The organism is Myxococcus sp. CA033, from assembly GCF_013336625.1.
Lineage (GTDB): Bacteria > Myxococcota > Myxococcia > Myxococcales > Myxococcaceae > Myxococcus > Myxococcus llanfairpwllgwyngyllgogerychwyrndrobwllllantysiliogogogochensis.
In genome coordinates this window covers 20247-34626 of the sequence record NZ_JABUMU010000006.1, presented here as the reverse complement: position 1 = coordinate 34626, position 14380 = coordinate 20247, and the positions used below count along the sequence as shown (strand labels likewise).

General features: G+C 68.7%; 12 protein-coding genes. 4 read left to right on the top strand and 8 right to left on the bottom strand.

Annotation, left to right across the window (positions count from 1 at the left end; translation table 11 throughout):
• The first annotated feature begins 11 nt into the window (after positions 1-11).
• The 3 genes from uvrC to HUA78_RS17485 all read left to right on the top strand — a co-directional run bounded on the left by uvrC (position 12) and on the right by HUA78_RS17485 (position 4179).
• Positions 12-1952, top strand: a complete 1941-nt coding sequence (uvrC, locus tag HUA78_RS17495; protein WP_174454946.1) for an excinuclease ABC subunit UvrC — start codon at positions 12-14, stop codon at positions 1950-1952.
• A gap of 134 nt (positions 1953-2086) precedes the next feature.
• Positions 2087-2605 carry a DUF507 family protein gene (locus tag HUA78_RS17490; RefSeq protein WP_141648986.1) on the top strand — a complete coding sequence of 173 codons (519 nt, stop codon included), beginning with the start codon at positions 2087-2089 and terminating at the stop codon, positions 2603-2605.
• Between the two features lie 71 nt (positions 2606-2676).
• A complete protein-coding gene (locus tag HUA78_RS17485; protein WP_174454947.1) occupies positions 2677-4179 on the top strand; it encodes a hypothetical protein in 1503 nt (500 codons plus the stop codon).
• A gap of 133 nt (positions 4180-4312) precedes the next feature.
• Here HUA78_RS17485 and HUA78_RS17480 read toward each other — a convergent pair whose 3' ends face one another.
• Together HUA78_RS17480 and HUA78_RS17475 are read right to left on the bottom strand one after the other, a co-directional pair.
• Positions 4313-4675, bottom strand: coding sequence for a hypothetical protein (locus tag HUA78_RS17480; protein ID WP_174454948.1), 363 nt, complete (start codon positions 4673-4675; stop codon positions 4313-4315).
• A 69-nt stretch (positions 4676-4744) separates the two neighbouring features.
• On the bottom strand, positions 4745-5635 hold the full coding sequence (locus HUA78_RS17475; RefSeq protein WP_174476764.1) for an SDR family oxidoreductase: 891 nt from the start codon (positions 5633-5635) through the stop codon (positions 4745-4747).
• 111 nt (positions 5636-5746) lie between these two features.
• On the opposite strand from HUA78_RS17475, the gene HUA78_RS17470 reads away from it, so the two are divergent.
• Positions 5747-6640, top strand: coding sequence for a LysR family transcriptional regulator (locus HUA78_RS17470; RefSeq protein WP_174454950.1), 894 nt, complete (start codon positions 5747-5749; stop codon positions 6638-6640).
• A gap of 35 nt (positions 6641-6675) precedes the next feature.
• On the opposite strand, the gene HUA78_RS17465 is transcribed toward HUA78_RS17470, so the two are convergent.
• The 6 genes from HUA78_RS17465 to HUA78_RS17440 form a co-directional block, all read right to left on the bottom strand.
• Positions 6676-8013, bottom strand: a complete 1338-nt coding sequence (locus HUA78_RS17465; protein WP_174476763.1) for a di-heme oxidoredictase family protein — start codon at positions 8011-8013, stop codon at positions 6676-6678.
• Between the two features lie 28 nt (positions 8014-8041).
• A complete protein-coding gene (locus HUA78_RS17460; RefSeq protein WP_174476762.1) occupies positions 8042-9139 on the bottom strand; it encodes an imelysin family protein in 1098 nt (365 codons plus the stop codon).
• Positions 9140-9187: 48 nt separating this feature from the next.
• Positions 9188-10657, bottom strand: coding sequence for a hypothetical protein (locus tag HUA78_RS17455; protein WP_141647673.1), 1470 nt, complete (start codon positions 10655-10657; stop codon positions 9188-9190).
• Between the two features lie 122 nt (positions 10658-10779).
• Positions 10780-11697 carry a DUF3108 domain-containing protein gene (locus tag HUA78_RS17450; RefSeq protein ID WP_141647672.1) on the bottom strand — a complete coding sequence of 306 codons (918 nt, stop codon included), beginning with the start codon at positions 11695-11697 and terminating at the stop codon, positions 10780-10782.
• A gap of 21 nt (positions 11698-11718) precedes the next feature.
• Positions 11719-13410 (bottom strand): DUF4091 domain-containing protein, encoded by a 1692-nt coding sequence (locus tag HUA78_RS17445; RefSeq protein ID WP_174454954.1) that lies wholly within the window; start codon positions 13408-13410, stop codon positions 11719-11721.
• A 25-nt stretch (positions 13411-13435) separates the two neighbouring features.
• The gene (locus HUA78_RS17440) at positions 13436-14242 is read right to left on the bottom strand and encodes a DUF3108 domain-containing protein (protein ID WP_174454955.1); all 807 of its coding nucleotides are present in this window, start codon (positions 14240-14242) and stop codon (positions 13436-13438) included.
• Positions 14243-14380: the final 138 nt, after the last annotated feature.

The following is a 14380-nucleotide window of genomic DNA, read 5'->3' as shown; positions in this document are numbered from 1 at the left end:
AGGCGTCTGCCATGGACGTGAAGCTCCAGGAGAAGCTCGACGCCCTTCCCACCGAGCCCGGCGTGTACCTGATGAAGGACCGCCGGGGGCAGATCATCTACGTGGGCAAGGCCATCAACCTGCGCAGCCGCGTGCGCTCGTACTTCACGCGCACCGGGGACACGCGCGTCTTCGTGTCGCTGCTGGATGAGCTGCTCGGCGACCTCGAGACGGTGCTCGTCCACAACGAGAAGGAAGCGCTGCTCCTCGAGAACGAGCTCATCAAGAAGCACCGGCCGCGCTTCAACGTCCTGCTCAAAGACGACAAGCAGTTCATCTCCCTTCGCCTGGACCGGACCCACGCGTACCCGCGCCTGGAAGTCGTCCGCAAGTACGAGCGCGACGGCGCGCGCTACTTCGGCCCGTACTCCAGCGCGGGCGCCATCCGCGAAACGCTGCGCATCATCAACCGCTACTTCCGCCTGCGCACCTGCACGGACCATGTGCTGGCCAACCGCAAGCGGCCCTGTCTGCTGTTCCAGATCGGCCGCTGCCCGGCGCCCTGCGTCCACCCGGTGCCCGAGGACGACTACCACCGCAGCGTGGACGAAGTGGTGATGTTCCTGGAGGGCAAGGCCAGCGAGCTGGTGGAGGGTCTCCGTCTGCGCATGAAGCGCTCCGCCCAGGAGCTGAAGTTCGAGGAGGCCGCGCGGGTCAGAGACCAGCTCTTGGCGATTGAGCGCAGCCTGGAGCGCCAGAAGATCGCCACCACGGACTTCAAGGACCAGGACGTCTTCGCGCTGTTCCGCGAAGGCGACCGCATCATGTTCTACGTCCTCTGGGTGCGGCAGGGCCGGCTCAACGGCGGCCAGGCGTTCCCCTTCGGCAACCAGGAGTTCCCCAACGAGGAGCTGCTCGCCTCGTTCGTGAACCTCTACTACGACCAGGGCAGCTTCGTGCCGGAGGAGGTGCTGCTGCCGCTGGACCCCGAGGACGGCACCGACGGACTCGAAGGCCTGCTCTCCGAGCGGAAGGGCGAGCGCGTGCGCGTGTTGGTCCCCAAGCGAGGGGAGAAGCACGAACTGGTGCAGATGGCGGTGAAGAACGCCGAACAGGCCTTCCTGGAGCGCCGCCGCACCAAGGACGAGACGGACCAGGTCCTCTCACGCCTCCAACAGCGGCTGAACCTCAAGAACTTTCCGCGCCGCATGGAGTGCTTCGACATCTCGCACTTCCAGAGCTCCGCCATCGTCGCCTCGCAGGTGGCCGTCACGGATGGCGACGCGGACAAGTCCCGGTACCGGAAGTACAAGATAAAGACGCTGGAGAAGCAGGACGACTTCGCGAGCATGTACGAGGTCGTGACGCGGCGCCTCAAGCGAGGGCTGGAGGACGGCGACCTGCCGGACCTGCTCGTCATCGACGGCGGCAAGGGGCAGCTGGCGAGCGCGCACGCGGCCATGAAGGACCTGGGCGTGGACTCCGTCGACGTGGTGGGCCTGGCCAAGAGCCGCGACTTGGAGGTCTTCGACCGGGATGCGGAGAGCGCTCGAAGCCCCGAGCGGGTGTTCGTCGTGGGGCGAAAGGACCCCATCGTCCTGGCTCAGAACTCGGCGGAGATGTTCATGCTGACGCGCATGAGGGACGAGGCGCACCGCTTCGCCATCACCTTCCAGAAGCAGGTGATGCGCAAGAGTCGGGTGCGTTCGGCGCTGGAGGACATCCCGGGAGTGGGGGAGGTGCGGCGCAAGACGCTCTTGCGGCACTTCGGTTCACTCAAGCGCGTGGGCGAGGCGAGCATCGAGGAGCTGGCCGACGTGGTGGGCCCCGCCGTCGCTGAGCGTGTCCATGCGGGGCTTCACGGACACCCCGACGAAGAGGAGGAAGACCCTGTCCGGGAAGCATCCCTCGACGATGCCGTCGAACCGGCGAACGAAAAATCGCAGGGAGGGTCGCCACCCGGTGCCGCGTGATTAATTTCCACTTCGGACTGCGGGGGAAGTGCGCTGGAACCGCGACGTTCCTGGGGTTTTTAATTGCGACTGGGCTCGGCGCTGATTTATAGCGGTTGACGATTCGAGCCGTCCAAAGAGGGCGAGGGACCGACATGAGGCTGTATCCGAAGGTGATCCCGATCATCTCGCGAGAGGCGATTCAGCAGCTCATGCAGGATGGGGACATCGAGGTGGAGCCGATGCGCGTGGCGGACGCCGAGATGGACCTGTCGGCCATCATGCGTGAGTACCTCGCGAATGAAGAGCGTGTGAACCAGGCGACGCGCGAGGCGTTGGAGCGTCGCGGATATGACTACTCCAAGTTCAACCAGGTGAAGCGCGAGATGGCGGATGTCCGCGGCTTCAAGATGGGCGACGAGGGCATCGAGTACGTCATCAACCAGATGATCGAATTCCTCCTCATCAGCCGGAACGTGGAGGAGGTCTACTCGGCCGACAACTCGCTGCGTCAGAAGATTTTCGCGGTGATGAAGCGGCACCTGGACGTGGATGATGAAATCGACAAGGAGGCTCGCTCCCGCCTGAAGCACCTGCAGGAGGGCACCAGCGCCTTCGACATCGAGTACAACAAGACGGTGGAGCAGATCCGCCGGGCTCGAGGCCTCATCTAGTTTTCTTGGGGGAGAGGGGACTGCCGTTCCCCGCTCCGCTGCCTACCTTGTTTTACAAGGAGGCAGCGTCGATGGCGGGACCTCTCACCGCGTTTCTCTTGTCCGGGTTGCTGGCCGCGGGGCCAGGCGGGTTCACGTTCGAGGGCCGGCAGGCCAGCGCGCGGACCGAGCAGCCGGACGCCTTCTTCATCCAAGGACCGCTGCCCTTCACGGACCTGGCCGAAAGCGGCCGAGGGAGCGCGGACCTCACCGTCGAGGACCGGGTCGACGCCCCCGAAGCCACCTACGGCGACAAGGCGAGCTTCTTCGCGTCTTTCCGCCTGGGGGCCACCGACTACCGGGTGGAGCTGTCCCAGGCTGGTTTCCCGCCCGCCCAGGCCCTTGCACAGGCGCCTTCCCGGCCGCTCCCTCCACCCCCGCCGCATACCGTGGCCGGCGGCGTGCTGCTGAACGTGCCGCTCTACGGCAACAGTGGCCTGGGGTGGTCAGCGATGACCCGCACGCATGCCGCGGTGGCGGTGTGGGGCGTGGGCAGCGTGTGGCGCAACGGGCGGCTGCTGACGGACACGGCCTTCGTGCACGTCGGGGCGTTGGATGCGGGGGCATTCGCGGACGACGACACGCACCGGATGCTGCGTCAGGCGCGCGTGGGTGACGCGGAGCTCGTGGTGCTGGTGTGGAACCTGCCTCCGGAGGCGGAGCCGCGAGGGTTCCTCCAGTTCATCTTCGAGGACGTGGCCATCCAGGTGGATGGGGTGTCCGTGCGCTCGGTGGCGGTGGTGGAGAACACGGGCCATGTGACGGGAGACCCGTATCTGCTGACGCCCGTGCCGGCGGGTGTCTATCCCGGAGTTCCGCCCCCGCTTCCGCCCGCGCCGGTACAGCAGACGGGGACCGGCGGCAGTGGGCTGGCGACGTCCGCGGCGGCGGGGCAGGAGCCGTCGGTGGTCATTCCTGGAGGAAGCACGCGGGTGCTCGTGGGCGGGAGTGATGGCCAGGTGGTGACGGAAGGCGGTGCCACGCTGGGCACCGGGGCGAACGTCCTCGTGGCGCCTCGGGAACCCGAGGTGACGAGCGGCGTCTCCCCCATCACGAGCACGCCGAATCCACCGGTGAACACTTCGCAGGTGCTGCCGGGGACGCCCGTGCTGGGCCCGTCGTTCGCAGGGGACCAGACGGTGATTTCGGGCACGACGGCCCCGGGGGTGAATTCCACGGTGAGCGCCTTCGGGACTCCGGCGAACCTGTCGACCACGGGCTCGTTCTCCGTGCCGTCGCTGACCGCGCCCAGCTTCGATGCGTTCTCCGGTACGGCGCAGGTGAGCCCGGGCATCATCGGCACCGCGCCGCCGCTGAACGCGGACTCGGCGACGCCGCCCGCCGCGTTGCTGGGGGCTCCCGCGCCGCTCAATGCCGCGTCGGCGCCCCCGCTGCTGGGGTCGCCCACGCCACTGAACGCGGCGCCGGCCACGGGGCTGCCCGCCACGCCGGCGCCGGCCAATGCGGCGCCCGCGACAGGCGTGGGCTCGACCGGAGCGCCCGCGGCGGCACCGGCGGGTACGCCCGCGAACTGAGGGCGCCGGGCGACACGCCAGCGGGCCAGGGCCGTGGATTCAGCGGCTCTGGGCGCGTTTCGCGCGGAGCGATTGGCGCGCGGGCGTGGGTCGTGGCGCCCACCCGACAGCGTCGAGGACGGGCGCGCGTCGTTCAGCGGACGCGAGAAGGGGGCGTCTGTCGCGCCATCGCGGCGGCCTGGGACAGGCGCTTGCGAAGCTGGAGGACCAGGTGTTGGAGATAGTCGAGCCGCTCGATGATGCGCGGATCATCCCCTGCGTTCACCAGGTTCACCGGTGTCAGGGGCGCGGTGCGCAGCGTGCTCAGCAGGTCCGAGAAGTGGGCCTCCACGTCGCCGAGCGCATCCAGGCCTTCCCGCAAGTCATCCTCGAGCATATCGACGAGCACGGTTGCGTCGGTGCGAGAGGGCAGGGTCCGAGCCAGGCGCTCGGTGGCCACTCGGACCGGGTCGGCCTGGCGCGACAGCACGGGGGCGGCGAGGGCGAGAGGGGGCATGGCCTCGACGCTACAGGCCCGTAGCACCCCGTCAATTTTCCCGCCCTCGCGTCCCCGGTGCGTAGGGCCTCAGCGCCCGGCGGCCTTCAACGTCTCGCGATGGCTCGTCAGGAAGCTCGCCACGCTGGTGGGAGCCTTGCCCGTGAGCTCCGCGACACTTCCCGTCGCTTCGCCCATGCGTCCCTCGGCCACCGCCACGTCGAACGAGGCATAGGCCTCCGCCAGCGGCGCGGGCAACCCGTGCGCCACCATGCCCGCCTTGAGGCTCGTGGCATCCACCGGAACGAACTGCACGGGACGGCCGGACAGCTCGCTCGCCAGTCGCGCCAGCTCCGCGTGACTCACCGCCGACGGGCCCGTCACTTCCAGCGTGCGCTTGCCCTCGAAGGTGGACATCAGCGCGGCCACTGCGATGCGAGCGCAGTCCTCGCGGGCGATGAACGCCGTCGAGCCCGTGCCGGTGGCGGCCACGAGTTGTCCCGTGGCGATGGCCTGCGGCAGGCTGTGCAGCAGCATGTCCGCGTAGATGTTGTTGCGCAGCACCGTGTAGCCCAGCCCGCTCTTCGCCAGCGCCTGCTCCGTCGCCCAGTGGTCCTTCGCGAGGGTGATGGGCGAGTCTGGCTCGGGGCGGGTGAGGGACGTGTAGACGATGTGCCGGACACCGACGCGGAGCGCCGCGTCCAAGGCATTCTGGTGCTGGGTGATGCGGCGTCCGGGGACGTCGAGCGAGTCCGTGCTGATGAGCAACAGCCGCTCCGCGCCCGCGAAGGCGGTGTCGAGCGACTTCGCATCATCGAAGTCCGCCTTGCGCACGACGACGCCGCGCGCCGCGAGGTCCGAGAGCTTCGACGGCTCCCGGGTGGTGACGATGAGCGAGCCCTTGTGGGACTCCAGGAGCAACTCGACGACGCGACGGCCAAGGTGGCCGGACGCGCCGGTGACGAGCAGGGTGGCGGACATGGGGACTCTCCGGAGCAGCGGGGTGACGTGAGCTTCGGCCCTTGGGTTAATCCCCGGACTCCCTGCTGCACAATGCCTCCTCGTGGAGCATACTGTTCCATGGAGGGAACAATGGACCTCAACCAGCTCGCGCTCTTCGTCGCCGTCGCCGAAGGGGCCAGCTTCTCCACCGCCGCGAAGAAGCTGGGCATGCCGAAGTCATCGGTGAGTCGAGGCATCTCCAGTCTGGAGTCCTCGCTGGGCGTGCAGCTCATCCATCGCACGACGCGTCGGGTGGCGCTCAGCACCGCGGGCCAGGCGCTGTATGAGCGCGTGTCTCCCATGCTCGCCTCGCTGCGCAAGTCCGTGGGGGAGCTGCCGGAGTTGGAGGACGAGCCCTCGGGCGAGCTTCGGCTGACGGCGGTGGTGGACTGGGGCACCACCGTGCTGGCGGAGATCATCACCCGCTTCGTGGCGCGCTACCCAGCGGTGAAGGTGGACCTGCACCTGGACAACCGCGTGGTGGACCTGGTGGCCGAGGGCTTCGACGCCGCCCTCAGGTTGTCCTCCAACACGCTCAAGGACTCCTCCCTGCGTGCCCGCCGGCTGGGGCCCTTCTCGCTGCGCCTCTACGGCTCACCCGCGTACCTCGCGCGCCGGGGCACTCCGCGCCATCCTCGCGAGCTGACCAGTCACACGTGGGTCTCCTTCCGGAGCGTGAAGCCCTTCTCGCTGGTGGGACCCGGGGAGACGATGCGCGTCCCTCAGTCGGGCTCCATCCGGTGCGATGACATGTTCTTCATGCGGGAGACGCTGCGCCTGGGCGCGGGCATCGGCTTCCTGCCGTCGATGCTCGCGGAGCCCGAGGTCGCGGAGGGGCGGCTCGTCCCGGTGCTCCCGAAATGGAGCATGCCCGGGGGCAGCGTGTGGTTCGTCTCCACCGCGGAGCGGCACATGCCACGGAAGGTGGCCGCCTTCCGCGATTTCCTCCTGGAGACGCTGAAGCAGCGCCCGTTTCCACCTTGAGCCGGAGCGCGGTGCCGTCCCGCGCCCCTTCGCTGTCAGAGCGAGCCGAGGAACTTCATCAGCGCGGCGCGGTCGTCGCTGGAGAGCGCGCGGAAGCCATCACGGGCGGCGAGGGCCTCGCCCCCGTGCCACAGCACCGCTTCTTCTATCGTCCGGGCGCGACCGTCATGCAGGAACCCGGAGTAGGGCAGCACCGTGTGCGTCAGCCCCAGGCCCCACAGCGCGGGCGTGCGCCACTCGGTGCCGGTGGCCGCGCCATCCGGCCTGCCATCCGCGAGCTCCGGTCCCATGTCGTGCAGCAGCATGTCCGTGTACGGATGGATGCTCTGAAAGGCGAGTTCCTCGTAAGCGGACGCGCCCGTTTCGAGCGTCTCGCGGTGGCAGGATTCGCAGCCCAGTGAGCGGAACAGCTTCTCGCCGCGCTGGACCACCGGGTCTTCCAGCGCCGCGCGCGCGGGAACGCCAAGCGACTGCGAATAGAAGACGGCGGCCTCCAGGAGTTCGGGCGTGAGTTCATGCGTCCCGTCGGGCTCCGGGAAGAGGGGGCTGCTGATGCCCATGTCGTTGAAGTACGCCTCGGCGGACTGCTGCAGCAGATGAGGGCTGTTCGCCTTCCACCCGAAGCGCCCGGGCACGAGCGTGTGCAGCGCCGCGTCCCAGACCTCGTTCATCCGCCCGGAGATGCCATCGCCGTCCCGGTCATCAGGGTCCTCCAGGGCGCGCAGCGTCTCGATCGGCAGGGCTTCCAGCAACCCCAGCCCGAACACGGGAGGAGGAAGCCGCAGCGACATCAACATGTTCGCTGGCAGCGCCGAGCCATCCGACGGGGCGATGTTCACGCGCGGCGAGCGCAGCGAGTACGGCGTGCCGTCCGCGTACTGCCCGGTGCTCTCCACCCATGAAAGCGTGAGTGAGGCCGGTGGCATGGCGCCATAGACGGCCTGGTCCCTCACCTGCAACCCCAGGCCCGGGACCGGCACCGCGCCGTGTGGATGCTCGGGCACGCCCTCGGGAAGGCTCACTCGCACGAGGAGCTGGGTGCGCTGGGCGGTCGGCCCCATCACCGGCATGCCGCGCCCGTTGCGCAGATGACAGCCGTTGCACGAGACGTTGTTGTAGGTCGGCCCCAGCCCTGGATTCAAACGCGAAGGCGCCGGGACGAAGATGGCCTCGAAGGCCGCGTCGCCGTCCCGGTGCAGCCGGTCATACTCAGGTCGCAGATTGGCGGCGGGCTGGGCGAACGCCAGCGACGTGCGATTGTCGACGGTGGTGGCCCCGCCCGCCCTCGGCGGAGCGAAAGGCACCTGAGGTGCCTCCTCTCCGCAGCCAGCGGTCCACAACAGCAAGGCCCCCATCATCACGGCACGTCGCATGGCATCCACCTTCGCTTGCTACCCTACGTTACTTCGTCACCAGGGGCAGCACCTCGCCCTGGAAGGTGTCGTGCAGGGTGCGGATGGCCTCCTGCGCCGCCACGATCTTGGGCTTCTCCGTGGTGTTGGTGATGGACTCGCGGAACGGCTCGGCGATGGCGGCCAGGGCGCTGATCGACCCGGCAATCTGCTGGCGGATCTTGACGTCGAGCGCGCTGTCCACGCCCACCACATCGCGCAGCGAGCTGCCCGTCTTCGTCTCACCCTGCAGGTGGCCCAGGTACGCGTTCTCCACGCTGCGGATGTTGTTGGTGAAGTCCTCCAGCGAGTTGTACGCGAACTGGCTCTCCACCAGGTTCGGGTCCTCGGCGGTGAACGGGTCGGCGATCTTCCCGTTGGCGACCTCGTCCAGGATGGTGGTGATGCCGCCCACCATCTCCTGCGCGGCGGCCTGCACGGACGGGTACGCCGTGTTGCCCGACTGGCCCGCGGTCGCGAGCGTGTCGCGGAACGGCGCATTGCCGTCCACCGACTGGACCCACCGGCCGTGCAGAATCTGGCCCACGGCCTTGAGCTCCGCGGACAGGCCCTTGAGGTACTCGAACTCGCGGGGCGTGAGCTGGCCCACCGTCTTGGTGCCACCGTCGCCGAAGATGAGGTACTCCAGCGTGTGGAAGCCCTTCTGCTCGTTCTTGAGGTTGCTCACGTACTGCTGCGTGAGGGCGTCGTTGTTGGCCAGCACGCCCTCCAGCTCGGTGTGGCTGACCGGCCAGCTGTCCAGCGCCGGGTCATAGCTGAAGCTGTCCACGGGACCGAACAGGAAGCCCTCGCTCTGCTCCCAGGGAATGCGCGCCGCGCGCCACGCCGCCTTGGCCGCCGCCAGCTTGTCCGCCGTGGGCGCCGCCGCCAGCGAGACACAGGCGGCGTCCAGCTCGGTGAGCCGCGTGGCCAGCCGCGCGTAGGTCGGCACCACGACCTTGTCCGCGAACGTGACGACGAGCTCCTGGGTGACCTTGGAGTCGTCGGTGGGGTTGTCGGAGTCGTCGCCGCAGGCGCCGAGGAACAGCGCGCTGGACAGGAGCGCCGGCGCGAGCGCCAGGCGGAGGGGCAGGGACATACGCTTCATGACTGACCTTTCGTTGGGGGTTGGTGGACGCAGGCACCTGGGCCGACGTCAGTAGTTGAAGCCGGTGGCGAAGCGCAGGGTGTTCTCCGGCCGGAAGGCGGAGGAGCCCAGGCGGCGGTGCCCGAAGTCGAGCTTCGCGAACGCCACGTTCATCAGGTTGTAGGACAGGCCCACGGTGTAGACGGAGCGGCGGAAGCGCGGGTTGTCGTACAGCTCCTCGCGCGGCTTGAACTGCGTGTCCGCGTAGTCGTAACGGACGAACGGGAAGAGGTGGTGCGAGTCGCTCAGCCCCACCACGCTCGCGATGTCGTAGCCAAGCTCGCCCCACACGGCCAACGCGTTGTCGGACACCGGCGTGCGTATCACTCCCAGCAGGTTGGACAGGCGCGCGTTGCGCTGGGAGACCAGCTCCGCGTTCTTCAGGTGGCCGTACATCACCAGGGCCTTCGCGCTCCACGGGCCCTTGCGCACGGACAGGTGCGCGTCCAGCAGTGTCAGCGGAGCCGACACGTAGCCGCACGGCGCCACTTCCCTGGGGTTCGCCTCCTCGCAGCTCTTCACCAGGTCCGCCTTGGGACGGTTGCGTGTGGTGTCGCCGTGATAGGCGGACACGCCGAAGGTGAACCCGTCGAAGTGCGTGACGTCCGCCCGGACGACGAGCGCCATGTCCGTGGCCCGCTGCACCTCGAAGCGGCGCTGGTGTCCGCCCGCCGACCAGAGTTGTGAGCTGAAGCCGGTGGAGTCCAGGCCGTTCACCAACTGGCCCGTGAGCCGCAGCCCCCAGGGGAACTTGTAGCGCAGGCGCACGCCCATCTCGTCCCACGTGTTGGGGATGATGCTCGTCTCCGCCTCGTCGCGGTTGGTGCCCAGGTAGTCGGTGGGCCGCGAGAACTCACTCAGCGTGCCCACCGCCACGTAGAAGCGGCCCACCGCGAGCGCGGCGTTGGCTCCCAGCTTCTTCGAGAGGAACATCTCCTCGACGAGGATTTCGCCGCCCTTGTCCAGCTCCTGGTCGAACTCGCCGAACTCCTCGTACTCCAGCTCCATCGCGGAGCCGGTGCCGCCGTGCTCGAATTCGACTTCGACCTCGGCCTCGAGACCGTAGTCGGGCAGGCCGCCCTTCACTTCAATCACGAAGCGGTTGGTGTCGAACTCGATGCGCGAGTCGCGCTGCGCGCCACCCGCCCGGTTCTGGTCCAGCCCGTAGTTGAAGTAGGCGAACTGCAACTCACCGTACGCCGTGACGTAGACGTCGATCTTGGGACGCGTGGGCCCCAACGGGGGCGTCGCGGGCGGCGCGGCGGGAACCGGAGCGGGCTGCGCGGGCTCGGCGATGGCCGGAGCCGAAGGCGCGGGCTCCACCTGGGGCGCCGAAGGCGGCTCCACGGCGGGCTCGGCTTGAGGGGCTGGGGGCGCCTGGGGACCGGCCGGAGCTTCGGCTCGGGCAACCGTGCCGGAGAACACCAGCGTGGAACAGAGCAGCAGGGATGAACGGACGAAGCAAGAGCGTGGGCGCATCGGAGCGGCGCGCACCCTACGCTCGCGATTTTGATTTTGCAAACCAGAATCAAATTGTGTTCAGCAAGAAAGGCCCGGAATACCGCGCACCGGGCCTCTCCAGAGGGGACTTCAGCCCCTCGTCACCACTTCATCTCTTCCTTGCCGGGGCCGGCTTCCTGGCGCTTCTCGCCGGGACGGCTGACGGAGGTGAGGGTGGCGCGCACGGCGCCCAGGTCCAGGGTGCCCACGGCGGCCAGGGGCAGGCGGCGTGCATCGTCGGAGAGCCACACGTGCACTTCGCGCTTCTGCTTGGGGCGGTCCAACCGAACCGCGGTGCCCTGCAGGTGCCACGCGGTGAACTGGCCCAGGGGCGTCGTCACCTGCTCCTTCTTGAGGACCTGTCCCTGCATGCGCCACAGCCGGCGCACGCCGTACACGTCGAAGCAGACGGACATGTTCTCCTCCAGGGGGAGCTGACGCAGCAGGTAGATGGAGCCCGCCACGTCGAGGCCGTCCTTGTCGTAGGTGTAGTTGTACTGGCCCTTGGCGCGCTGGCCGATCTGGTAGTCCACCTTGATGGCGCGGTCCTTGTGGGTGAACGCGACCTCCACCTTGCGGCGCATCTCGTTCTCCGTGGCGTCCTCCACGTAGCGCTTGGGGCGCAGTGTTTTCGGGTGGAGCCACGTAGTGGCGCTGCCCCGGACGCGGCGGACCTTGGAGAAGAAGGAGTTGGTCTGCGCCTCGGCCAGCACGGGGATCTGCCCGTCCTGCTGCTTCTGGACTCGCAGGGTCATCTTGCCCGCCTGCGCGCCCATGGCGTCCAGGTCGAACTCGAGCACCTCGCCGGGCATGAAGGCCAACGGCATGCGCAGCGCGGGCAGCGCCTGGGCGCACGGTTCCACGGTGATGGGGGGCTCTTCGGGTGTCGCCGCCGCGCTGGCTTCAGCGGGTTTGTCGGCTTCGGGCTTGTCGGCCTCCGTGTCCGGGAGCTGAGCCCAGGCGGTGCCGCCGGAGGACAGCATCAGCCAGGCCGCGAGGAGGGTGCGCAGGGAGCTCATCCATCTTCCTTCCACAAGGGACTACGGGGTGCTCTGGGGCGTGTGACGGCCCGGACGCTTCGCAAATTCGGACGTCGACCATCGCTGCCGGAGCCGGGCAGTCACGAGCTGGCGGACCTGGGTCCATTCTCGCGCATCCCGGCTGATGTCCCAACCCGACCGGACCAGGTGACGTGCCGCGTCTCGGGCGAACGCCTGGTCTCCCAGCTCGGAGAGGAGACGGAGGTACTCGTAGTCCTCCAGGCCGTCTCGCAGGTGTTTGAGCCGCAGCGACTGCACCGGGTGGTGTCCGGAATCTCCCAGGTGTCTGGGCGTGCCCGGATAGAAGAGGGTGCCGTCGCCGTTGCCGCCGAACTCGAGGAGGTCCGTCCAGGGGTCCTCCTTCGTGTTGTAGGCAAAGACGGTGTCGAAATAGAGCTCGCCATCCACGCCACTCGCGAACGCCAGCGGGCCCATGGCCCGGTTGAGCGGGGCGGGGTGGTCCACCATGTACGAGGCCCAGCCGCTGTAGGCACGCTCCCGCGCGGAGTCCGGAGCGGGGCCGCCGTTGCAACCATGCGAATTGCAACTCTGATACCACCACACCTGGGTTGCCTCGGGCAGCTTCGCGCGCAGCTCCGCGAGTTCGTGCACGGCGCGACAGGTGGCGGGGCCCGAGCGGGGATAGAAGCAGTTGAGCGTGGGCGCGAGGATGTCCGCGGCGGGCGCGAGCGTGGCGTCGAACGGGCTGGTGATGAGCACCCGGCTTCCACCGGCGGCGCGCACCCGGCGCGACTGTGCAAGCACCAGAGGCACGTCCTCCGGCTTCGGCTCGTCCTTGGTGTAGAAGAAGAGCTGCGCGGGCCAGCCCTTCGTCTGGAAGTGCTCGGCGAAGGCGCGGTAGTACGCCACCTTCTCTTCCTCGGTGACGGCCTGCTTGTTGTCGCGCAGGTCAGCGGTGGTGAAGCGGGCGCCGGAGTCCAGCAGGGTCCCTTCGAGGAAGGGCCCCATCTCCGCGTCGTAGGCGCTCCAGTCCAGGAGGGCCTTGCCGTCCTCGAAGCGCACCGGGGGCGGCGTCATGCTCATGCCGTGCGCGCTCACGCGGTGCTCCAGCAGGACGCGTGCGTACGCGCGCAGCAGCGCGCGCGCCTCCGGTGAGTCCGGGTTCAGGCCGTGTCCCCGGGCGATGCTGTAGAGGGAGATGCCGAAGCTGGTGGGCAGCGAGGACGTCGCTGGCAGCACGAAGGGCTGCACCTCCACCGTGAAGGGCACCGCGACGCGCTCCACCTTGTTGAAGCGTGCCCTCAGCGTGCCCCGGTAGGTGCCCGGAGACTGGCCCTCCGGCGCGCACACCTCCACGTAGAGGACGGTGGGCAGGTCCGGGTCTCCGTCGGGGACGGGGGCGCTCAGCGGCAGCAGCGGATCCGGCCAGGCTCCCTGGGCGCCCTGGCTGTTGGACGCGAGGTGGACCGGGAGGTAGCCCTCGCGCCAGAGGGCCGCGGGCAGCGCTTCCCCGGGGCCTCCGAGGAACAGGGGCGTCACCTGGAGCTGCCGGGCCGTGCCGGGGAGCACCACCTGCACGCCTTCGCACTCGCCGCGCGCGACGCTCAGGCGTGCCTGGGGCCGCCCCTGGAGCGCGGCACCGGGCCGCACCTTGACCAGGGCCGAGACCACCATTGGCTCCGGTGTAGCGGCCACCGCCGCCATCACCACCCACGCCCAGCCCGCGCCCATCCGCCCCCTTCACTCTCCAGCGGTGCTACCCACCGCTCTCGGCACTCGCCACCGTCATGGTGCGCCCGGGCTGGTAGTCGGTGATTTCCGCCACCACCATGCCCAGCGCGAACTCAGCCTCCACCCGCACCGGCACGTGACGCGCGTCCGTGGTGAGGTAGACGAACATGTCCCGCTTCGACGTCAGGCTGCCGCCGAACTCCGCCTGCACCCGCGTCTTGAACACCTCCAGGGTGCCCAGCTCCGTCTTCATCGTCTCGCGCGACTCCACCTTGGCGCGCATGGTGAAGCTCTTGCTGCCGGTGAACACGGGGTAGGCGTACTCACCGCCCACCGCCAGCTCCTGGTTGCGCAGCGCGAAGGTGGCGCCCGTCACGTCCAGCGTCCCTTCGACGACCTCGGCGGTGGACTCGCGCGGCGACTCGCCTTCCTTCTGTTTGACGACGAAGACGCTCTTGCCATCCGGCTGCATCTTGATGCGCTGCCGGCGGCGCTTGCCGTTCTCGTCCGCGTGCAGGTCACTGCCGACGACGCGCTGGGTGCTGGCCTTCCAGTACGACACGAACTTGTCCTTGATGGGCCACACGCCGATGAGCGCGTCGGAGCGCGCCACCGCGACGATGGGCCACACGTCCTCGCCCCACTGCTTCATGGGAGAGCCCACCGTCACCTGCGCGGTGCCCGCGGTCACACCGAGGTACTTCACGCGATACTGCGCCTGCTCACCGGGGCCGAACGCCGGGTTCGCGGAAGGCTCCTGGGCCACGGCCGATGCTGACCAGACCAGGCCCGCCAGCATCGCCGCGAACCCCCAATTGGACTGCGCACGCATCGGTTGAGCTCCATCGCTAGGAAGTTAAGTAGCCTGCCTGCTACCTGCCAGGCCCTGCCCCCGAACCATTCCCGCCACTCCACATTTCCATGGACGTGCCCGTCCCCCGGGCATTCAACGGACGCTCGTTCCCTGGCC